The sequence below is a fragment of the Haloglomus halophilum genome (assembly GCF_024298885.1).
Lineage (GTDB): Archaea > Halobacteriota > Halobacteria > Halobacteriales > Haloarculaceae > Haloglomus > Haloglomus halophilum.
In genome coordinates, this window is sequence record NZ_CP101166.1 from 3,294,707 (window position 1) to 3,316,813 (window position 22,107).

Below are 22,107 nucleotides of genomic sequence, written 5' to 3' on the forward strand. Positions count from 1 at the left end.
AGCTTACAGCAGCACGTCCTCCTCGACGATTTCGGGGACGATGTTCTGCACCGCGAGGGGGCGGATATTGACTGCGACGCCGTGCTTCGTGACAGGATCGTACCCGTCAGTCATGATCTCATCCAGTGCCCGTCCCTCCCAGTCCGAGGAGCAGCCTTCGTCCCAGGTGACTTCGACCATCGATTGGAGTTCCTTACACTGCTCTTTGACTCGGTTGCCGATTTCCACATCACGGTCAATACCTGCGGCAAGGCGAGCCAGGAGCGTCTCCTGTTCGTCCATCCCCTCCCGTGGCTCACCATCCTCGACCAGTCCTCGGAACTCGTCGTCGCCGAAGTAATAATGCAGGAAGAGCAGACCGTTCCGGTGGTAGGAAGTGGTGCCGATGTTGTCTTCGCAGTAGCCGAGATAATCGTAGAGATGGGGTTCCACAGGAGTATCGACACTCTCTGCGTACCCCCCCGCTGCCTTAATACCACAATCGAGGGCCGTGAACCACTCCTCTTGCTCGTCTATTACGTAGTCGGTGAATGTGTCGGTGAACGTGTCAGCGAGCCATTCCTCACCAGATATCTCGACTAGCTCTTCGAATGCTTCCATTCGATCAGCCAGTCGCGCCCTGAGGAGTTCGATGTCCTCTGATAGTTCGCTCGCGAACTCTTGAGTTTCCGGGCTACATTCCCGCTCTCGTGACCGGGTAAGTTCTAACAGCCGGTCCTCAAACGCGTCAACTTGGCGTCGCTCGTTCTCATATCGGTCAAACTCTGCCTGAGCAGCGGCGCGTTCGGTGCTAGCCAGCGATTCATCATTCCGCCGCCGGTTCGCAGACGACTGGAGGTCGTTTAGAACGCTCTTACGCTCTTCGAGGTAGTCGGACTGAATACGATCGAAGGTTGATTGATCGAACCGGTGGTAGTCGATGTAGCAGCCGAACCCCTCTGTGTCACCATCAGAGGTCAACCGTTGGCTGGTCAATCGCCATAGTATAGGGACGTTCTCAAACTGGTCGAGGTGATACTCAAACAGATCCTCCCGAATCCATCGTCGCAGATTTGGATACGCGACATCTGTTACCTCCTGATCGCCAAGCTGGTCGTCAGCCTCTTCCAATCGTTCGTGGGCATGACCGCCCCAAACCCGCTCAAAGTGGCGTATTATGAGTTCTACTAATGAATCATATTCCTCTTGATTTGACTGTATAGGGGCGATACCATGGTCTGATTCCAGAACAGATTGTAATGCAAAATGAAGGATCAGGTCTTTAATTAGTCCTTCATACTCCTTCGGTTCATCAGGGTCTTCTATATCGAAGTTTGGCTCGAACTCTGGGTTCTCATTAGTCCTGAGCGATACCTCTTTTAATATTTCTTTTCGAATCTCAGTATCGAGATCAAAATAATCGAAAATGATACTATCAATGTTGTGGGCATGGCGCTCAAGTTTTGAATCGATCTTGTTATCGATTTTCGAGGCACCTAACGCCAATTCATATAGGGTGGAGGTAGGATCAAATTCTGTATCGAAATCTGGCACCCTAGAATCGGCAATCAATTCTCGGTGGGGATGAGATGCATAGTGTGGCAAAGGAGTCTCATCAACGACGAGGCGTAGTATCTGCGGTGCTACATAATACGGAGAGTCGAAGTTAGACATACGTCTATAGATCACGAGACCAACAATTGCGCGAGCATGATCCTCTAGCCGGGAATCATTCGTAATTTCGGGGTACCAGGGTAATTTAGCGACATTTCCGACTTCCCAGTGGCGACCTGGGTCAAGACCAGTCATCAAATATGTTACCAAATTAGAATTTCCATAACTGAGAATTGACCACGTATCTGACTCAGGGATGAAAACACTTCCAGCACGGCCAAATATCGAATCTGGATGAAGATAACCGAATCTTTTTCCACTACTTTTCATATAGGTATAAGTCAGCGCCTCAGAAAAGTAATACTGCGTATTCTGAGGTCGACCTTTGCCTGTAGCCCTAATCTCCCTCCCATCTTCCTCCCAGAGTACCTCAAGGTTCACCGGTGGAACAGCCCAAGCATCCTCTCCCCCCTTTGCAAATGGAACCCAAATATCTGAATCTGTCTCCCAGAATTGCCTAGTAAATCTATCATTGTATCCAGTTATGAGCCCTTGCTTAACAACACCCTGCCCAGGTTTGTCAACATTACAATTCCCAGAATCAAAAACAATATCCGAATCGAATAAGTCTCTTATCTCCTCCGGCATCCAGTAAGACATATGACTGCCCGGAATTTTATCAAAATGCCGAAGGTTTTTGCTGTAAACTCTTTCTATTTCATTACTCGTTCGGTCATATAGAGATGACAACAGTACACTTTCTTTCTTGTCTTTCTCTACGTCATGGAGGCGAATAAACGTACCATCTGTCTCTATCTCGGATTCTGTATCAATCCGAACCACTGTCCCTGCGTTACGGACTTTTGCCTTATCCAGTACCCCTTCTCCAAATTCGGCTAGGAAATCGAATGTACCTTGTTGTCCTATGAAATCTTCTCTGAAGGGAGCGAGTTTATTTTTGAACATGAACTCTCTTTTCACCAACATTCCCACCCGGCCGTTCCTTTTTGATAGCTGGTTACATACTTCAAAGAAATTAATATAATACTCTGCGGGGTATTTCCATTGCCGGTCCACATATTCACGCACCGGCTCTGGCATTCTAGATTGGGCCCCATACGGCGGGTTCATCAGGGCAACATCGTATTCCTGAGTGAGAATCACCAGAAGCCGCAGGAAGCTCCTGAGCTCCTGCGCATCGAACGAATCATCATCAAATCGATCATCAACGTTTTGGCGGAGATTCTCAAGGACCGAATGCAAATCACCGGTCCCATTTATTGACTCCAGTAGCGTTTGCTGTTTTCCGGTATCGAACACTTCCCCAAGGGTACCCTTGGCATCTAACAGAGTCCCAAGTGCTTCGATATTCTCAAACGAATCCAAGATAGTCTGAAGAGCTTCCTCGAGCTCATCATGGTCCCCAGAGAGTTCCTCGAAAATCTCGCCAATATTGTCTGTGTTAGTTACCTTGGCATCCGCCGTGACGATCCCCATCCGTGGCAGATCAAAGTCAGTATTCCCCTCAGCTTCAGCGCGGCCACGAGCTTTGAGATAGAGGTTGAATGTCGCTAGTTGGCAGGCACGGAGGTCGAGATCAACACCGAACAGATTGTACTCTAGTATCTTCCGTGGGATCTCTCCGCTATCTAATTCGGGACATTCCCGGTGCCAAATTCGCTCCAGTATGTCGAAGGCATAAAGAAGGAAGTGACCGCTCCCACAGGCAGGGTCAAAGACTCGAAGTTCCTCAGGATGGTCGAATTCCGTCGGTTCTCCTGATTTCTGATCGGGCAACAGGTACGTGCAAAAGTCCGCGATACTGTCTGTCTCCGCGAAAGTGGTGGGGCGTTTCTTCCGCTCGTCGGTAGTTAAACCAGACTGCGCTTCGACGACTTCGTCCACCTCCTCTTTCTTCTCCAGGTAGAGTCGGCCGAGGCTGTTGTCGGTCAGGAGCCGAACAACCCAGTGAGGGGTGTAGAACTGGTTCGCTGGTGCGACTTCCTCGGCTTCAAGCGAATTCTTGTCGTCGAGCCGCTCTACAACCGGCCTGTTGTAGTACTCGTATACCCACCCCAGGACGTCGTCGGCCCGCCAGACATCATCGGAAATCTCGTCCAGCTTGGCGATAAGTTCCCGAAAGAGGTCGGGGTCAGGGTCGATGACGCTGTAGCGTGACTCGGGATCGAAGAGAATCTCAATCTCTTCGGCCATCGCCTCGCATTCTTCGTGGTAGGCCGCTATCAGGGCCTCCTCCCGTCCCAAATCGAATCGGTCGGTCAGCGACTGCTCTGCCGCGGGAGTAAGTCCGGAATCTCCGACCTGCGTGACCGGCAGGTCAATGAAATCACGGACCTCCATACACCGGAAGGCAGCCAGTCGGTTGACGATGGTATATCCGACGCCAGTAATGTACTGCTCATAACACCATGCCCAGGATTTGCCCCCTGGATCCTCATAATCAATCGCCTCGGCGAGCCGCGCCCGGGTCGCTCGCATCTCCTCTGAGAGATCTTCGCCCCCCTCCCGGTCGGTCAGGTCGTACCGGTGTTCCAGTTCGTATTCGATCTCCTCTTCGACAGCTTCACGAAGATCAACGACGACGTCCTCGAGCTGCTCTCGCTCTGCCTTATCGAGCTGCGCTTTCCGCGATGAATCCCCCAGAGACATATCGATACCGCCCCTCACCAAGGGGGCCAACATCAACCTTGTCCCGGCACCCGCTTGCGATTCCATCTGGGGTTCGACGCGAACCTCTAAGTGGCCACCCGTCGGGATTCGGGCCATGTCCGCTGGTCGGAACGGGGGGCTCGACCAGGAGCTTCCCTCGCTAAACGGAAGCCTCGCCGAGGGTGAGGCTTCCCTCGACCTCAACGCGGCCGGGATCCTCCTCGAGCAGACTCGCGCGATCGCGGAGCTCTATCTTCAGGAGGAAGACTGGAATCGAGTTGAGGAGGTCTGGCTCGAGGAGCGACACGCCGAGCGCTCGACACGGGGGAGTGCACGCCGCACGTTCGTCGTCATCCGCTCACGGCTGCAGCAGGCCGGCGGTGGGCTACCACCGCTCCGGCACCTCCCTGGAATCCTTGATGCCTGCCGGAAGGACCGCGATCGACACCAGGTACTCTATTGCTATCTCGTCGCTGATGACGGCCTGTTTCGCTACGTCCTCCACGAGCAACTCCGACGGCTCGCGAGGGGTAGTATCGAGCAGCTGGAGTTTGCTGATGCGGCCATCGACGACCTGCTCACTGACTTCCGATTCGATACCGGCGCCCCCCTCGATGCCGCAGAATCGACGCGGGGGCGCTGGGCGAAGGGCTACCGATCCGTCCTTCGCTCGATCGGTGTGATCCCGTCCAAACAGAGCATGACTGCTGAAATCCCCTCCATCGGCGATATTCCGCTCGAAGTGGCTGCTTACTGGTCCTGGCAGACCCACGGTGATGAGTGGTTAGTACATCCCACTGGCTGGCGGTATCTCTTCCAGCCGGAACCCTTCTGGGAGCCACAGAGTCAGCGACTGACTCGCTCAACGCGCTGGACCTCACATCAGGCCCATGGCCGGCGCTGGTACGAGCCCGCCGACGACTTCCACGCGCGGCTCGCGGGGGCCGAGGGATGATCGAGGACACTGAGCTCTTCGCCGAGCCCGATCCGGGCTTCGAGGAATCCATCCGTATTGATCGCGATTTCGACACGGAGGCCCCCGCAGAGCGCCGTGAATACCGGTACGAGCGATACCTCGATACGTACCATCTCACCGATGCGTCGGTCGACTTCCTCGAAGACCTGTTCACCCGCATCCAGGACGACAATCCGGATTCAGAGGAACTCAATCACTGGCTCTACGGCTACTTCGGCAGCGGCAAGAGCCACCTGCTGACCGCGCTTGATCTGCTCCTTGATTCGGCAGCCCTCGCCGAGGAGGACATGGCGACCGTTTGGAATCGATTCGATAGCCGGGCCGACGCGAGCGACAGCCTGGCCGATACCTGGCGGTCGCTTCACGAGGAGTATCTCATCGTCCCGGTGCCGATCAACCTATTGCGGTATCAGGGCGTCCGCGAGCAGAATTTCAGCGAGATCATCCTCCAGACCATCTATCAGCGCCGCGGGTTTTCCGATCGGCTCGATGTCGCGTTCTTCGAAGAGGAGTTCCAGCGCCCCGGCGGCCTCTTCGATACGCAGGCGGTCTGGGAGGATCGCGAGCAGCTCGTTAACGAGATCCTCCGCGAGGCGGGGGTCTCCGATCCGGAGTACGACTGGGCAGCTGTCCAGCGGTATCGCATCCTCTCGGATCTCGTCCTCGAGGGGATGACCGAGCGAGCGACTGGAATGACCGAAAACCTCGCCGACATCCAGGCGAAAAACATCGGCCAGGAGCTCGCGGTGCGGACGCTCGAGGAGTACCGGCAGGAGCTGGCAGCACGGTACGACCGGCCGACGAAGCTCGTTCTCCTGATGGACGAGGTGACGCTGTTCATGGGCGATGACGACCGCCGGATCGGGGAGTTGAACGCGTTGGCAGAGAGCATCGAGAGCGTTGGCGGTGACATCCTGTCGGTGGTGACCGCCCAGTCAGCGATCGAGGAGGCCCAACCCGGGACAGCGACGAAGACCAACGAGATCGGCTGGCTCAAAGACCGCTTCCCACAACAGTACGCACTGCCGAGCCGGCATGTCGGGGAGATCGTCCAGCAGCGACTGCTGGCGAAGTCGCCAGCGGGCGCGGACTGGGTCCGGACGAACGCTCTCGAGGCGACGGTCCGCCCACGAACGATGCTGGTGTACAACGACGGGAACCAGAACACGACGCCGCCGCTGGACGACATCGATCAGGCGGACTTCATCGACTATTATCCGCTGCTCCCATACCAGCCCGCGCTGTTTCTGGAGATCCTCTCGAATCTCCGGACCGAACTGGCGGATCGCAGCAAGTCCATCTTCTCCGGCACCGCCCGCGCGATCCTCGCGCTCGTCGCCGGGCTCCGCGAAGAGATGGCTCGTACGGACCGCGAGCTGCCGATCGTCAGCCTGGTCGACTTCTATGATCTCATTCGATACGAGCTGGAAGACATCATCCCCGATGAGACCGAAGTCATCGAGACCATTGCTGAGGATCCCGCTACCTCTGCGTTCGACCTGAAGGTCGCGAAGGCGGTCCTGCTGTTGTCGTATGTTCCGGACCTCGTCCCCCAAAACGAGGCAAACCTGGCTGTCGCGGTGATGGATGATCTCGACGGCGCTCCACGCGCGCAGGTTCGGACCCAGGTGCGGGAGGCGCTGGATGGGGAGCTCGAGCGGTATATCCGACCCGATACGGCGACGGACGGCGCCAAGCTCCGTATCAGCACGCCCGATGAACAGCGGATGCTGGCCGACGCCCGCGAGCGCGAAACCGACCCGGACTGGGACGCCATCATCGAGGCGGTCGACCAGGAGTTATGGGCGGAGATCATCGCGGAGCTGGATCTCCCCTCGACGTACACCTATGACGATGCGGCCGATGCGAGCGCCTACCCGGTCGGCTACGGCTTTGCGATCGATGGGCAGCCACTCTCGACAAGGACCGACGAGGACGCGGTCTTCGCAGTCGATGTCGTCATCCGTGGATTGCGCCCCGATGTCGACACCGATACGATCGCCGAAGAGACACTTTACTGGCTGCTTGAAGGGGATGGGCTCGATGAGCTCCGGTCGCAGCTCGTTGATTGGTGGGCCCTCTGGGAGGCCACCCAAGCGACGACGCCACCGGAATCCGTCGCGCGCGATCTCGATGACGCGGCCACCAGCGCCATCAGCAAGCTCGTCGCTGCCCTCGAAGCAGCGACGTTCCGCGTTGAAGCCTCCAGTTTCAGCGGCTTCGACGCGGCGCTCGAGGACTACATCGATGAGGCCTATCCCGACTACTTCCATCCCGAGTTGCTCCGGATCGACGAGAGCCACCTCAGGGAACTCGAACGGCTCGATGATGATGACGCCCTGCCGGAGTGGGCGGGAACAATCGGCATCCCTCCAGCGTCGGCCGATATCGCTGACATTAGCGAGATCGGCTTTCAGGTCCGCAAGCTCGTCGGGAGCGAGCTCCAGAGCGCTGCCGGAGAGATTGACCTTGCAACCACGCTCGATCGTGTGACGGCGTCCGAGCCGCTGTTCGCGGTTGAAACGAACGGGCAACAGCACCCATCACCCGCGTTGTTGGCCGTGCTCTGGGGACTCTGCCGCGCCGGCGTCTTCCGCGTCGTGACGATCGAGGGCGACCCCGCATCGGTCGATGACCTGCTCGATACCGGAACACACCCCGAATTGGCACTCCGCCCGGTTACGCCGGGGCGACGGGCGAAGGAGGTCTTCGTCGAGCATGATCTCATCCCTCCGACCGGCAGCGAGAATCGTGGCTATCTCGAATTGGATACCCTCCTCGAAACGACTGAGCGGCGCGCTGCGACGCTGGCCGAGGACGTGACGGTCCAGGCAGAGACGACCTTCGAGACCGACACCCTGTCGACGCTCGTCGAGGCGCTGGCCGAGGCAGCGGAGGGCGTCGGTGAGCGGGCAGCAACCCGGCGCAGCACTGCATCGGCCGCTGATGTCTCCGAGCTCGAGGAGCTCGTTGCTGGCGCTACTGACGACGCTGCCTGGCTCGAAACCGCCCAGGAACGCTGGACGAAACAGATGGCATACCTCCTCCAGCTCGAGGGGCTCGTCCGGCTTGGTCGACATGATATCGCGTGGCTCGATGACGCCTATACCGAGGCGATCGAGGCTTTGACCGAGCAGCTCACATCGCAGGCCGAGACTGAATGGTGGACCCAGGAGGGCTGGCGCGAACTGGTCCGGAGTCTAGATGCCCGCGAAACCGCCATTGAATCGCTTGAGGCCTCCTGGACAGCCCAACAGGAAGCCGCGGAGCTCCCGGCACTACGACAGACCCTGGCCGGCCACCCGTGGCTCCTTGACCCGATGGAGCTGCCCGATCGGAGCGTCCATGACGGCTTCCGGGTGCAGTATCTCGACCCGCTCCGAAACACCCGGTCGGCCCTCGAGCGTATCGAGGCCGCCATCGAGGCCCTCACTGAGCGAGAGCCGCGTGCCGATGACGAGGAGCGCCTCACTGAGGCCCTCGGCCGGCTCGATGATCTCGACTGGGCAGCGGCGACGACGGCGACCGCCGACACCCAGCGCGAGCTCGCAGCCACGCTCGAATCGGTCGTCGGCGAGCGAACACCGAGCGAGGTGACCGGCATCGGGGTGCTCCATACTGATGCTGATGCGCTTGAAGCCCAGCTTGAGCGCCTCGATCTGAGCGAGGATCGCCCCGAGGTCGTAACGGTCGGTGATGGCCAGGGGGTGCTCATCCAATGAGTGCGCCCAGTGGGAACCCGTTAGCGCGATTCACACAGGAGCTGGTCGATTTCGCCGGTGGAGAGCGCCGCGGGATCCGGAACCCGTTCGTGATGGTCCCGGTCGACCCGCCGATCGAGCGACGTGTCATCACCCGGCTTGAGCGCTGGGCGGCGCATGGTGAGCCCGGCAGACTGGCTGACTGGGAGGCAGTCACCGATGCTAGTGGCACTCCCATCACCGTGACCAGCGTCCGCCTCGATGGCCTCCTGCCGGACACATCGGTATTCGGCACCTGTACGGACCTTGGGCCGCTCGACAGCGTCGACACGGAGGCGGTAGAACGGACCCTCCAACGGAATCTCGCCTCGGAGCTGGTCTCCGAACTCATCAGCACCGAACTCGGCGCCAACGGTGTGGTAAACGAACAGACCTCCGTGCTGGTGCTGCTCGGGCTGGGTGGGCTCTACCCCTTCACTCGGGCATCGGAGCTCCTAGACGCGCTTGACCGCCGGAACGTGAATACAACCGTCGGCATCCCCTTCCCGGGTTCGGTCATCGGCGGCCGACTCAGCTTCTTCAATGAAGATGCACGGCACTACTATCCAGCGCACCGTATCGATGAACAGATCGTGGCGGGGGTGTTGACCGATGTCTGAGTTCGAGACGATCGCCGACCTCTTCCCGGCCGGCCGTCACCCGACTCGCCCGCTCGAACCGATCCAGAAGGTCGATCAAGTCGATCAGATCGAACGAGACATCGAGGAATTCTATGAGACACCGAGCGTCCGAGCCGTCCTCGAGGCGACCGAGGAGATCATCTCACCCGGACTCCAGGAGCGATTCCTGTACATCCATGCGACGTTCGGCTCCGGGAAGTCACACCTCCTGAAACTCATTGGTGTCGCGACCGGGGCGATGGACGGGCTCGAGGCCGCAACGCATAAGCTCGCGACCGAGATCCCACGCTTTGGAGCCTTCAGAGAGACGCTCGAGGAGTCAGGCATCGACCAGCTGCACCCGCTGTTGATGAACCTCCTCGACCGCGATCGGCCGGATGCTGGGCTTCCCCTCCTCCTGTTCGAGGAGCTCGGTCGTCGACGAGAATACCCGACCGATCGACCCTGGTTGCTTGAGTTTTGCTGGCGGCTGGATATCGTGCATGACCTGTGGGAGCCACTCCAGGCGGCCACCCATGAGGGGTTGAGCTTCAACGACATCGTTGATCGCCCGGCGTCGCTGCGAGCCTGGCTACGAGCCGTCATTCCCGCTCTCGATGGGGCGGCCGACGCCGGCTTTGCGACAGGTGCCGATGTCGATGCCGCCATTGAGACGGCCACCGCTGCGGTCGCATCCGACGCGTTCGGCCCCGACGACATCGTTGATCGCCTCGCCCGGACTCGATCCCAGATGCAACAGCCCGAGGCGACGCACGAGTTCCTCATCGCGCTCGATGAAGTCGCCATCTATGTCGGTGACCAACCCCGTCGATACGACGAGGTCGTCGCGACCATCGAGGCGCTCTTGGAGGAGCTTGGCGCACCGATCATCGCAACCGGGCAGTGGCCGATGCGGGACATGCAGCGAGACTTCATCGGCGACGTCGACGAGGATGCCTGGTACACCAACGAGGTCCAGCTCGAGGGGGCAGACACCGAGACGATCGTCCGGAAGCGGTGGCTCCAGAAATCCACCGCCGGGGCGGAGTATATCGACTCGGAATTGCTTGCCGAGGCGCCGTCGCTCGAACCGCCGCTTCCCGATGACGCGGATATCACCGTCCATGACAACCCGGCCGAGGCCTATCCGTTCCGTGACCGAGATCTCTGGTTGCTTCGGGCAGCGATGCAGGGCCTCATCGAAGGCGATCGAACTGCCGACCGGGAGTACGTCCAGGGCCGCGCCCTCCTGGTCCGGGTTCGCTCAGTGTTCGCCACTCATGGCTGGGCCGAACGGGCCCCGGGGGCTATCGTCCCATGGGACGTGCTCTACGATGTCCTTGATTCGGATACCGGGCTCATCCCGAGCTGGGCCCGTGATCTCATCAAACGGGTCGAAAGCAGTCTTGAGGACGCCCTCGCCGTCCGGACGGCCAAGGCGCTGTTCCTGCTGAGTCAAGTCGAGGAGCTCACCCGGACCGCCGAGACCGTCGCGCGGCTCCTCGTCGCTGATGTAACGACCGATCTCGACGCATTCACCGACGACGTCGAGGCGCAACTGGAGGAGCTGGAGGACCGGAACCTCATCCGCTCGGATGTCGACACCGAGCCCACACAATACACGATTCTCTCGGAGGAGGATATCCAGTTCTGGCAGCAGGTCGGTGAGGCAGCGGCCGATATCCCCCACCCCCAGTTCCGTGCCCAGGTCAGAGAGTACCTCCGTGAGCTCGGGGATGATCGGTTGACCGGGGATGATTCGACGGTAATCCGTGACTTCGGCGACTATGATGAGGTCCCATACACCGTCCGGTACACCATTGACCAGTCGATCCCCGACTCAACGACCGAGCGGTACGATGCCATTGTCGCGCGACTGCTCGTGGCGGATGGCGATGATATCGGCACTGATCGGCAGCGGTGGCAAGAGACCCATGGCGGTCCACAAGGGACCGAAGAACTCCTGGTCGCCGTCGAGCTCCCCGAAGGAACCCGGCGACAAATCCGACGCCTCATGGGAATGCGAGAGGTTCTGGGGACGATGGCTGATCCTCGGCCAGAGCTCCGACTCGAGCGCCAGACCCAAGAAGAGTCCATCGAGGACAAGCTCGCCGAACAGCTCGAGACCGCAGCAGTGTATCTTCCGAACCGCGCAGAGCCCTACGGCACCTATCTGGAATCGTTCGATGATGCCGTCGCCGGACGGGTCGAGGAGAAGTTCCCCAATCGTCGGAGTATCGAGACCCCCATTCAGCGTGAGGATCTTGAAGCCCTCAGCCAGTTCTTCGACCAGAATGGGGGCTGGCCGCTCAGCAGCGCTGATGCTGAGGAACTCGGGATTCAGACCGTCACCCACGCGATCGCTGATGAGGGCTGGGCCGCTACCTTCCTCGATCTGTTCGCCGACGAAGACCGGGTGCACGGTGATCGTATCCTCGAGACCATCGAAGGCCGTCGGGGAGCGTTCCTCGGCACCCCAGAGAACGCCCTGCACGCGCTGTTGTTCGTGCTCGTCGCGGCCGATCGCATCGCAGTCCGGGTCGACGGCGAGCGACTGACCGACACGCAGACCATCGGCGAGACCCTGATGGCGCGCGGGCGACTCAGAGATGCGCTCATCACCTTCGATCCTGAGCCACCAGCCGAAGGATTAGACGAGGTCTACACGGCCCTGCTCGGCACGTCACCGTCGACGGACGATACAGCCGTGCTCTGCTCAGAGATCGCAGACTGGGCCGCAGCCAACGGGTCGACAATACGATCGGTCGTTGCCCGGACGAACATGGCATTCGGCGCCGGCACCTCCCTGGGCAATCTCGAGACCGCACTTGAGCCGGCCCTCTCCGGCGAGGAGCTCGATGCGGATCTCCTGAGCAATCCGACCATCGTCGACCAGGCCAACCTCTACGCAACGGTCGCCCCGCTGTTCACGACCGAGACCGGGGGCGATACGCTCTGGGAACAGTATCAGGCAACCTACGAGACGGTCGAGGATCTCTATCCGACGGCGACAGAGGTCAAGCAGATGCGCCCCTACGCGGTTGGCAACAAGGTCCCGGACGTCGAGACGGTCGAATCCCAACTGGCTGCCGTCGCCGAACTTCGGGTCGAAAAGCTCCAGGACCGCTACCGGCAGCTGACCGGCACGGAGACGAACACGGCCGATCTCGACACCCTCCGAGCGGAGGTAACCACCGCGCTCGCCGACTCAGACCTGCCGAGCACGCTCGATACCATCGCCGAGCGATACGAGACGGTTTCATTCGAAGCCCTTCGGTCGCTTGCGGCGCAGGCTCGCGATGCCGAAGATGCCCTCACAGAGGCCACACTGGCGGCTGAGGAGGTTCATTCCGAGGCTGCAACCCTGGCGGCCGCCCGGCAGCTACTCAGGGCTGATGGCACGGAGGGCTCACTCTACGCAGAGCTGCAGACCGTCTATGACGACCTTGTGGAATCACACCCGGATGCCTTCGCCACCAGCCAACTCGAACGCGCACTCACCGGGGCCGCCATTCCAGCGCCGGAACGCGCACGCCGGCTGCTGACACAGGCGCGGTCACTGCTCGACAGTGAGGGCGATGACGAGGAACCAGGCGACGAGGCGCCGCACGAGCAGCTCTGGCGCTCCGTCGCGGCTCATGACGACGGAACGATCGTCGTCATCGACACGGAGGACGATGCTCGATGAACCAGCAACCGAACACCACGCTGACTGAACTGGCGACCCAGCGCATTGAACAGGCCTTCCCCGATCAGTATGCCGGCCCCGTCCGGATTGTCTGGTGGGACGATGGTGGGTACCTCGAGGAGATCGTCCGGCGGGCAACCGAGGCAATCGGCGGCGAGATCGGATTCCGCGCTGCCGAGGAATTCCCGTTAGACCTTCGGACAGGAGCCGTCGCTGAGGAACACGACGGGGCCACACCACAGGTCTGGTACATCGGCGAGGCCAAGGCGGGCCGGGATTGGTTCCGTGATATTCGGGAGACGGGCGGCGAGGTGACGACCAGTATCGAGGGGCTGACCGCGGCCCTCTACGACGTCGACCCGTGGGATATCTTCGACGCGGAGCGACACGATCCAGCCGATCGTGACGAGGTTGCAAACATCATCCTCGACCGGTTCGATGGCATGGGAATTCCGCGTTTAGATGACCTCCGCGGAGAGATTCTTACCAAGGGGAAAGGCCAGCTGCTCGACCATCTGCTCCGGCGGGGCTGGCCGGATATCGACCGCGATGCGGATACCATTGCGACCGCCATCGAGCAGCTGCAAAAGAGCGGCATCCCGGTCGCTGCTGATGCAGCTCCGGAAGCCATCACGGACACTGTCCGTCGGTGGGCAGTGGCTTGCTGGCTCATCGACGCCGGCGTTCCGGCTGCTCGATTCCCGGACGCCATGGCCCTCACCGACGAGGCCCCGAACCCACTGCAGAGTCTGCTCCGGACTCGTGGCTCGCCCGCGGCCGCCGATATCTACCTTGGGGGCCCGTACTGGTCGGCGATCATCGACGGACTCGACGATCCCTGGGCATACGCTGAGTGCCCGGTCGATGGCGCGCTCGATGCGGCGCTCTGGACGGAGTGGGTCGAGTGGTTCGAAGCCGAGGACTTCGAGCAGTGCATCGAGGCGGCGGAGCGACGGCAGGCAGCGGTAGCGCTCTACTCCACTGAAAGCGCCTGGGTCGGCCTCTGGGACCAAGCCGCACATCTCGCTCAACTGCAGCAGTATCTGCATGAGTGGGAGCAGCGCGCGACCGGTGCCGACCCGTTCGCAACCTATGCCGATCCAGAGGATGGGAGCTGGCGGATCGACGACCAGATTCTCCGCCTCGAGCTCACCGGCACTCCCGAAGCCGGGCTCAACGATTCGCACCCGGCGACTGAGTGGCTCCCTGAGACGCGCTCGACCCTGCTTCACGAGCGGTACCGGGACTACCTCGAGACCCTTGGTGACCAGGTCGAGACGGCGATGCAACTCGGCAACCCGTTGGACGACCAGCAGCTGGCCTTCCGCTGGTGGAGCGATATGGCGCCGGAGTTCGATGAGACAGCGACTGTCGCGGTCCTCCTCATCGATGCGCTGCGGTATGACCTGGCCCAGGAACTCGCCGGCCGGTTGGACGATCAGTACGAAGTCCGACGTGAGACCCGCCTCTCGGTGCTCCCGTCCGAGACGCGATTCGGGATGGCGGCACTCACTCCCGGGAAGGCCTTCCGATTCAGCGTCGGCATGGATGACGGGACGCTCTCGGTCGATCGCGGTGGGCGGTCGCTGGGGCTCAAGCCCAACCGCGTCCGAGCGCTCGAAGAGCAGGGCTGGGAAGTCCCCACCGAGGCCGAAGGCGGCTGGGAGCACCACCGCATCGCCTACTACGATAAGGAACTCGACGATGTCGGCGAGGGGGAGATCGGCGATATCGAGGCCCACTTCCGCGGCTACATCGACGATCTTCACGACCTCATCGAGCACAAACTGGAAACAGAGAACTGGGACCGGATCTACGTTGTCACCGATCACGGCTTCGTCCTGTTCCCCGATGAGCCCACGATGGAATCGATCGATGCCAATGCCGAGTCGGAGATGGAAGTGAAGTACCGACGGGTCGCCGGTGATGCCGTCGAGAGCGGTGGCAGCGGGGTACTAGTCGAGGCGAGTACGCCGGGAGCGAACTACCTCGACACGAATCTCCGGTTGCTGACCGATCCACGCCAGCACTTCAGCAAGCAGGGCTATGATGCGCGGCGGTACTACCATGGCGGGCTCCTGCCCCAGGAGTGTATGCTCTCGTTCCTCCGCGTGGAGAAATAACCGCCAGGTGATATCGGGCCCATCGCGCTCCGCTCTCGGTGACGGTCGCTTCAGGCGGGTTTGATAGCAGGTGGCTGTATTTCGAGGCCGAGCTGGTTGAGTTCCTGCTCAGTGTAGTTCTGGAGATCTTCGAACAGGAGTTCGGTGAACTCCTCTCCGTCAATGATACCGATATGATGGTCGGACGCAGCAGCAGCCGCTTCCGCCCCCTCACTGACAGAGGTGCTCGTAACGACGATTCCATGATCTCCAGGAGTCATCGAGGCAGCCAATTGCTCGACAGCACCAGCACCCAGCTCGCCCCGATCCGGATAGAAATGTTTCACCTGGACTCTGATCGTGACATCGCCAGGAAGCTCTGCGAGGAGGTCAGTATCCCCGGACTCATCACTGGTCGTCGCTTCGCGTGAGATACTGGGGAAGTAGTTGTCCAGCACCGTCTTCACGACCGCTCCTTCGAAGCTATTTGCATTGATGCCAGGGATAGCTCCGTCCTGAAGTCGTTCGAGATACTCCTGCTGAAGCTCGCCGAACCGGTCCCGCTCGCGGACGACGAGCTCAGATTCAACGAGGTCAGCAACACGGTCCCCATCCACAGAAAACACTGTTAGCCTGCCTTTCAGACTGTCGTGGATCCGTCCGGGAAGCGAGGAGCGACTGACGGCGCCGCCATCAAACTGCCACTCGACATCTCGCTGATGAGGGTAGCCCTTGCCCGCTTCCTGACTCGGTTCCCACCGGTACTCGCTGGTTACCTGGCCGATATACACGTCACCACCGGATGGAACCAAGATGTGATCGCCCTTTGAGATCTCGTTGGCGAATCGGTTGACCTGACCAACAGCTTGGCCCTCTTTGTAGACGCTCCAATCGTAGGCGTCCTCGATCCGGCTCCGGATCTCAGCCTCTGTGGCCTCACTCAGATCGCCGACCGAGTTCCAGCCAATAGCGACGATATCCTGATCGAGAAACTCATCTAGTCGGTTGATTCCGTGGGGTTTGGGTCGGACCACCCAGGCGTTCGCCATGGTATAATTTTCTCCACAGACCGTTTAAAATCATTCACTACCGTATGTGACCGTGGTGCCTTCTAGGCATTGACGATACGGTTCATCGACGCCCGCCGGTGAGGACTGCTTCCGCTCTCATTCTTCGAAGAGTTGTTCGGGGCAAACTCGGAGATAGCCCGTGATTCACTCCCATGCAGAATTAGGGTCGATGCGAAGCTACCTACGAGATCCTCGAGCACTGCCTGGAATCCGCCGGGGCCAGATCGGAAATCCATCACCACAGAGCGAACCTTCTTGACACACGCCTCGGTGGCATCACCATGGCTCGACTCTGGGTAACGACGATGAGTACGCACCCGGAGTCAGTGGTCAACCCACTCATTGCTGCCTGCGAAGCCGGCTACGTTCCAACCGAGATTCGATTGCTCTCAAACCCCAGTGTCGAAGGCTATGTTGCGACTGTTCGTGAGCTGTTTGCAGCCGTCACGACTGCTTACGGCCGTCAAAACACGGACATAGCGATCACTGAGCTCGAAACAGAGACTGATTTCAAACGGATCGTCGACCATTTTCGCGACCCAATCCCCGACGAGGATGACGACGGCCCGACTGTCGCCGTGGACGTCACACCAGGCCGGAAATTCATGTCGGCCATCGCGTTTCAGGCCGGCATCCAGTTCGGCGCTGATCACGTCTATTATCTCCACCTCGATTCGGGCGACTACTTCGGGCAGGTCTACTCAACGATCCCCCGCTCAGCAACCGACCTCATCGACTTCCAGGAGCTGTTCGACTAACCCATGCATCTCCGTCGCCAGCACCTCATGACCTTGCTGAACGCGCTTTACAGCGAGGGCGTCACTACACTCACAGTCGAGCATCCGAGCCCCCAGATCGACACGTTACTCCGGATCGACCTGGGCGATGACGCGACCGCAACGGTCCGGTTCCCGACACCGTTGGATGAGTATCGCGAGACACGCGAACAGATCCAACTGGAGCATGGGGATGCTCCATACAGCGATCTGCCCGACCCGCACGAGTTCGTGGCCGCGCTCACCGGCTGTGGGCTGGTTGAGCTCGCCAATCGCGAAGCGGTTGATGAATACCTTGAGCAGGTTTGCTACCCGGCGATCGAGGCCGGCGACGCGCCATTGATGATCGGTATTGACGCGAATATCTTCCCCTGGGGGTTTCCCGAGCAGTTGGGAATCGACCACGTAACTGGCGCGGAAGATGCCAAGGGCCGAACCCCGACAAACGGCTACGCACTCTCGAATGGCGTCGTAGAGGAACTCCGCTGGCAGTACACCCAACACCACGCGGATGCGTTAGTCGCCGCGTTTGGCGACGAGTTCGAGCGGCTCGCGGAGCAGCCGGGTGGGGCAAAGCGAGCTGGGCGACTCGGAATCCGCGCGTATCAGTCACTCATCGCGACCCGGAACGTCGATCTCGTCCATAGTGAGAAGGGTGACAGCGCGATCGTCGATGGGTATGTCCGCTACGACGAGGCTCACTACAAGGAGCCACTCCTGCTCAGCAACGATCGCGGCTTCATCAACCAGGCAACGGAGGCCGGTCTTGCAGCCCAACGCCTGGCGTTTAAATCCACGCTGCCCCACCGGACGAGCGTCTCCTGGCGTACGGTGGCTGAGGCGTTGTACTCCCTGGCGATGCAGTTCGGGGTGGTACGGCTGCCGAAGGTGACACTCTATGGGGTCTGGACGGAGAAAGACGACCAGCATTGGCGAAACGACGAGGTCGATATCACGTTCCGTGGCAGCCAGTCCTCAGTTCGACGCCCCATCGTGCGCCATCGCCGTATCGCGACTGAGTACGACCGCCTGATGTGAGCGACGTACCGCACTGGTCCCGTACCAGATTCTAAGTGAGATGCCGCCAGGGGATCCTCGCGGCGGCAGTTGCCCGTCACCAGCACCGGCGTTTGGGCAGAGAGTCAAAACAGCAGTTAAGCAGATCAGCCCTCCACGGTTGTGGTGGTCACCAAGATAGATACCCGGAGAAGCCGAAATGGGGGTAGTTTCAGAATGGCCACGGACGAGTCTCTCGCCAGCCTCCTTGATCCTACCGCACAACAGGAGCTCGACGCCTTCATCGCTGCCTGTGAGGATGACTCCCTTCCGACCCCGAGCCAAGCCGACGTGCTGGCCGACCTCATCGAGTGGATGTGGAGGAAGCTCTCTCGACGCGCGTACCAACTCGCTGACCACCCGGATTTCGTAGCCCTCGATTCGATCGACCCAGCATACGCCGCCAAACAGGTTTCCGAGCCACCGGAGCCAATGTCGGCACAGTGTGATACTGCTGACTGGACGCTGCTCGATTCGTTGCCGGATTCCGCTCACTCCCGACTTGCGGCGTTCTACGCGTACCGCTACGAGGGAAAGCAAGTGTTGTTCGCACCAACCGAGTTGGTATCGGAACTTTGCCACCGGTTCCTCGACGAGATGCAGGCCGCCAGACGACAACGCAGAACGCGACACCTCGTTGAGACATGCCCGGCCGGCGAGGCAGTGCACGCGTGTCTCGGCTTCGACGGAGAGGCACATCTCCTCAGCACTCTGATCGACCGCCACACCTTCCCAGCAGAGGCTAGTGAGGCAGAAATGGAAGATGTCTCGTGGACCCTGACTTCGAAGGACTTGGCAGCGACCCGCGAGCACCACCGACAGCGCATCCGGTACACCACAGCCGCGTTCCAAGTCTATGCGGAGATAGCTGTCGAGTTACACTCACGCGAGATCCCTGAGATCGCACATGTGGAGTTCGAAGCTTCCGACCGCCCGGATGGCTATTTGCTTCCGTTCTATGTTCCACAGCGCGACGGTCTCGACTGGGTGCATGGGTACGAGCCTACACTTCGCTTCGTAACGGCCTACGCGGAGGAACTGGTTCCCGAGCAGTTCGAAGCGGCGAGTGCTGCCTATGACGACGTGGCAAGCGGGCGGGCCCACCTCGTACTCGTTGCAGACACGGAACGGCTGGCCGTCGGGGCGGAGTTATCTGCCGGGGGAAAAGGCGACCAGCCGCCCTGGTTGGTCAACGCGCTCGCTCGTGTCCGTGATCATCCGTACGACGATGGGCATGGGGGACGGGACGGCCCGTTCGAGGAGGGCCGGGATTGGAATCCGTTCGCCAAACCGACCTGAGGTGCCCACTACCACGGGTCGCTCTCTTCGAGTCACTTGGACTGTGAGTACGAGAGCACGCACCCGACCACGGAAGCGGTTGCGACAGCCCTCTCACTGGCGCGATCGGCTGCCGATCATCCCAATTGCATTCCGTCAACATCGACGGAGCCACCCGAGATGAGCAAGCGGGTCGGATTCCGTGCTGTTCCAGGGCAGAGGGTGTTCAGTGACCGCTTCGCCAAACGCGTTAGGTCTCGTCGGTCCGGCGTCGGCAGGTGAGTTGCTTCCAGGTGAAGGCGTGCGGTATTGGCAAGCACCACCGGTGAGACCGAAGACGATGCATCGAATCCAGCCGCCCTGAATGCGGCTTCCGTTTCGGGCCCCGGTTGGAGCGAGGATGGCAGGGTCGCTGCCGCATACTCAATGTCGATCCAGTAGAGATTCCCGGTGGGGCCGATACAAAGCGGGAGCACAACCGCCGACCCGGGCTGTCGGGAGGTAGGGAACGCCGTACGCGGAAGGTTGAGCGATGTTTCCATGGTGGCTTCTTCGACCAGAATCTGCAGTGCGGCAAGCGACGCGCGCTGCGCCCGAATCCAGTCCCGCCGAGGGCGGGTCTCGAGCAGCTCGATCGGGAGCTCCCGCGGGACTCGTGAGTCGCTGTCGGGCGCAGGGGTTTCAACAGCGTGCGCAGACAGGACTGCCCCCACGGCGGCCTCGGTCGCTCCATAGAGGTCCAGAATCGCCCGCCCCGGGTCCGACGTGACCAGCGCCCGATACCGCTCCTCGGCGACTGCTGAATCCGCTCCGAGTGGCTCGTGCGCCGCCAGATACGCCTCGCGAGTTTCAGCGTCGAGATCGGCCCCAGACATGCGTGCTTCCGTCGTTCTCGTGATTTCCTACAAGAAGCTGGCGCTATACTGAGTTAGCCCCTCGAAATCGGGCGGAAGAGCCGGTCCGGTATCAATCGGCGTCCGGTCATACTAACCGGCCCAGGAACCACTACTCGTTCCGGAAGGTCCACGAACGGTACTCGAAGCAGCCGTTGGATGGTGTTGATAGGAGCGAGAGCGTCCCCCAGGACCGAGGCTGGAATCCCGTCGTCGGCACAGATAAGCCAACAAATCACCGGTCTTCTCGGTCGCTTGGTCCACCCATAGAGCACTCGGGTAGTCACGAATGTTGGAGTCGGACAACAACGCCCGAGGTTGAGACAAGCCATTATCTGCCACGTGTCGGAGGCACGAACGCAGCTATGCCCTCACAGACCGCTTCATCAGGTACGTTCGAACTCTCGTGTCCGGAGTGTGGGTTCACCTACTCGGCGGGCTCGTACGAGGAGGCAGCGGAGTACAGCCGTGGGCACCGAACGCATACTGGCCACGATTGCTGCTGGGAGCTTCCGGCGGAGTTCACCTCGCGTGGCCGGGAGATTCGACACTGTGTGGTCCGGTGTGCGGAATGCGGAACCGAGACTCGGTTTCACGGACGAACAGAAGCGGAGTCGTTCGCTGCTGATCACGAGCGGTTCACTAATCATGGACTGCCGGAGCTCGTGCCGATTCCTCAGGATGGGGCTGATTTCCTCTCCATACCGGAGCTCGTCTCGAAGCTTCGAATGCAGGGGATTGGTGATGCGATGGGTGTGCCCGAATCCGTCGTGTTCGCGTCCTCGGTTCGCCGTGAGAATTCCCCCCAGCAGGTCGACCGCCAAATCGACGAGGCCCTTGCGTCGGGAGCGGTGTACTATTCTTCTGAGTTCTATCTGGCTACGACATTTGATACCGAGTCGGGTTCGGAACCGGGGTTCGAGTATGAGGCCGGCGAGGAGCCCGAGCACAGTCGTTAAGGTAGACAATTCGGAGAGGCATTCCTTCGTACCGACGATCCAGAGTGCCGTTGGGCGATTGTTGCGCAGCTAGAGAACTTGCTGCGGCAACGGTGCGGATATGTCAAAGTCATCCAGCCCCACCGATTCTGGGCATACAGAGTCGGGTTGGAAGCCCACGATCGAGTATCAGAACTCATCCGAGAGTGGTACCGAAGTATAGCCCGCGAAGACCGGCTTAAGCAGCTGTTCTTCTCCGATATCGGCGTATTGCAGTATGCAAGAGGAAATGAAAAGACAGCCAATCAGAGTCGAAGCGACCCCGAGGACGACGAAATTCTCGTAATGAGCTGGCTGATGAATCGCATTGGCGAGCGCGATGATGTAGATTAGCAGAAGAGTGCTGAAAATCCCCACCGAATGACGCATCGCACGCTCTAATCCACGGGTATCGAAGCGAATGAACAGAGAGCGCAGGATGCTCTTTTGAGATGTGTTCAAGATTCGTATCTCGGTCGGGCGACTGATCTCAGCATCACCCACAGAATCGTTCTCACATTCCTGCTGTGCGACCACTGCGGCACGCTGAGAAGCATAAACAACGGGGTGCCAGTGGTTCGGAGACTCGGCAACGTAGAGCGTTTTACTTCGTACACCCCGTGGCGGTTCCTTCGGCTCGACCCAGGTCATGTAGTGGCCGGCGTTAT

12 protein-coding genes are annotated in these 22,107 nt (G+C 60.1%); 9 read left to right on the plus strand and 3 right to left on the minus strand.

All coding sequences use genetic code 11. The features are described 5' to 3' along the window. Positions 1 to 3: 3 nt before the first annotated feature. Entirely contained in the window at positions 4 to 4,380 is a 4,377-nt protein-coding gene (pglX, locus tag NL114_RS16055) for a BREX-5 system adenine-specific DNA-methyltransferase PglX (protein WP_254821925.1), read from the minus strand. Between pglX and NL114_RS16060 the strand changes: the two genes are divergently transcribed. The 5 genes from NL114_RS16060 to pglZ are packed head-to-tail and all read left to right on the plus strand — an operon-like array spanning position 4,379 to position 15,410. Continuing rightward, positions 4,379 to 5,218 carry a BrxA family protein gene (locus NL114_RS16060; protein ID WP_254821926.1) on the plus strand — a complete coding sequence of 280 codons (840 nt, stop codon included), beginning with the start codon at positions 4,379 to 4,381 and terminating at the stop codon, positions 5,216 to 5,218. The genes pglX and NL114_RS16060 overlap by 2 nt on opposite strands. Next, positions 5,215 to 8,961, plus strand: a complete 3,747-nt coding sequence (locus NL114_RS21770) for a hypothetical protein (protein ID WP_350355435.1) — start codon at positions 5,215 to 5,217, stop codon at positions 8,959 to 8,961. Before NL114_RS16060 ends, NL114_RS21770 begins: the two co-directional genes overlap by 4 nt. Continuing rightward, the gene (locus NL114_RS16065; RefSeq protein ID WP_254821927.1) at positions 8,958 to 9,599 is read left to right on the plus strand and encodes a BREX protein BrxB domain-containing protein; all 642 of its coding nucleotides are present in this window, start codon (positions 8,958 to 8,960) and stop codon (positions 9,597 to 9,599) included. Before NL114_RS21770 ends, NL114_RS16065 begins: the two co-directional genes overlap by 4 nt. Further along, a complete protein-coding gene (locus NL114_RS16070; protein ID WP_254821928.1) occupies positions 9,592 to 13,287 on the plus strand; it encodes a hypothetical protein in 3,696 nt (1,231 codons plus the stop codon). Before NL114_RS16065 ends, NL114_RS16070 begins: the two co-directional genes overlap by 8 nt. Beyond that, positions 13,284 to 15,410, plus strand: a complete 2,127-nt coding sequence (pglZ, locus tag NL114_RS16075) for a BREX-5 system phosphatase PglZ (protein WP_254821929.1) — start codon at positions 13,284 to 13,286, stop codon at positions 15,408 to 15,410. The genes NL114_RS16070 and pglZ overlap by 4 nt, the downstream gene beginning before the upstream one ends. Positions 15,411 to 15,460: 50 nt before the next feature. Here the strand turns inward: pglZ and NL114_RS16080 are convergent, their stop codons facing one another. Continuing rightward, positions 15,461 to 16,438: a DUF8426 domain-containing protein gene (locus NL114_RS16080; protein WP_254821930.1), complete on the minus strand. Its 978-nt coding sequence runs from the start codon at positions 16,436 to 16,438 to the stop codon at positions 15,461 to 15,463. A gap of 302 nt (positions 16,439 to 16,740) precedes the next feature. Between NL114_RS16080 and NL114_RS16085 the strand changes: the two genes are divergently transcribed. The 4 genes from NL114_RS16085 to NL114_RS16100 all read left to right on the plus strand — a co-directional run bounded on the left by NL114_RS16085 (position 16,741) and on the right by NL114_RS16100 (position 21,421). Beyond that, on the plus strand, positions 16,741 to 17,217 hold the full coding sequence (locus NL114_RS16085) for a CRISPR-associated ring nuclease (RefSeq protein WP_254821931.1): 477 nt from the start codon (positions 16,741 to 16,743) through the stop codon (positions 17,215 to 17,217). A gap of 27 nt (positions 17,218 to 17,244) precedes the next feature. Beyond that, entirely contained in the window at positions 17,245 to 18,273 is a 1,029-nt protein-coding gene (locus tag NL114_RS16090; RefSeq protein ID WP_254821932.1) for a hypothetical protein, read from the plus strand. Positions 18,274 to 18,468: 195 nt separating this feature from the next. Next, on the plus strand, positions 18,469 to 19,590 hold the full coding sequence (locus NL114_RS16095; RefSeq protein WP_254821933.1) for a hypothetical protein: 1,122 nt from the start codon (positions 18,469 to 18,471) through the stop codon (positions 19,588 to 19,590). A gap of 1,237 nt (positions 19,591 to 20,827) precedes the next feature. Then, positions 20,828 to 21,421 (plus strand): hypothetical protein, encoded by a 594-nt coding sequence (locus NL114_RS16100; RefSeq protein WP_254821934.1) that lies wholly within the window; start codon positions 20,828 to 20,830, stop codon positions 21,419 to 21,421. A 168-nt stretch (positions 21,422 to 21,589) separates the two neighbouring features. Here NL114_RS16100 and NL114_RS16105 read toward each other — a convergent pair whose 3' ends face one another. Beyond that, positions 21,590 to 22,090 carry a hypothetical protein gene (locus NL114_RS16105; RefSeq protein ID WP_254821935.1) on the minus strand — a complete coding sequence of 167 codons (501 nt, stop codon included), beginning with the start codon at positions 22,088 to 22,090 and terminating at the stop codon, positions 21,590 to 21,592. Positions 22,091 to 22,107 lie beyond the last annotated feature (17 nt).

Bases quoted from the DNA above. Each gene is read 5' to 3' on its own strand.
- NL114_RS16085 (WP_254821931.1), top strand. From the start codon at position 16,741: ATGGCTCGACTCTGGGTAACGACGATGAGTACGCACCCGGAGTCAGTG.
- pglZ (WP_254821929.1), top strand. From the start codon at position 13,284: ATGAACCAGCAACCGAACACCACGCTGACTGAACTGGCGACCCAGCGC.
- NL114_RS16070 (WP_254821928.1), top strand. From the start codon at position 9,592: ATGTCTGAGTTCGAGACGATCGCCGACCTCTTCCCGGCCGGCCGTCAC.
- NL114_RS16060 (WP_254821926.1), top strand. From the start codon at position 4,379: ATGTCCGCTGGTCGGAACGGGGGGCTCGACCAGGAGCTTCCCTCGCTA.
- NL114_RS16065 (WP_254821927.1), top strand. From the start codon at position 8,958: ATGAGTGCGCCCAGTGGGAACCCGTTAGCGCGATTCACACAGGAGCTG.
- NL114_RS16080 (WP_254821930.1), bottom strand. From the start codon at position 16,438: ATGGCGAACGCCTGGGTGGTCCGACCCAAACCCCACGGAATCAACCGA.
- NL114_RS16105 (WP_254821935.1), bottom strand. From the start codon at position 22,090: ATGACCTGGGTCGAGCCGAAGGAACCGCCACGGGGTGTACGAAGTAAA.
- NL114_RS16090 (WP_254821932.1), top strand. From the start codon at position 17,245: ATGACCTTGCTGAACGCGCTTTACAGCGAGGGCGTCACTACACTCACA.
- NL114_RS21770 (WP_350355435.1), top strand. From the start codon at position 5,215: ATGATCGAGGACACTGAGCTCTTCGCCGAGCCCGATCCGGGCTTCGAG.
- pglX (WP_254821925.1), bottom strand. From the start codon at position 4,380: ATGGCCCGAATCCCGACGGGTGGCCACTTAGAGGTTCGCGTCGAACCC.
- NL114_RS16095 (WP_254821933.1), top strand. From the start codon at position 18,469: ATGGCCACGGACGAGTCTCTCGCCAGCCTCCTTGATCCTACCGCACAA.
- NL114_RS16100 (WP_254821934.1), top strand. From the start codon at position 20,828: ATGCCCTCACAGACCGCTTCATCAGGTACGTTCGAACTCTCGTGTCCG.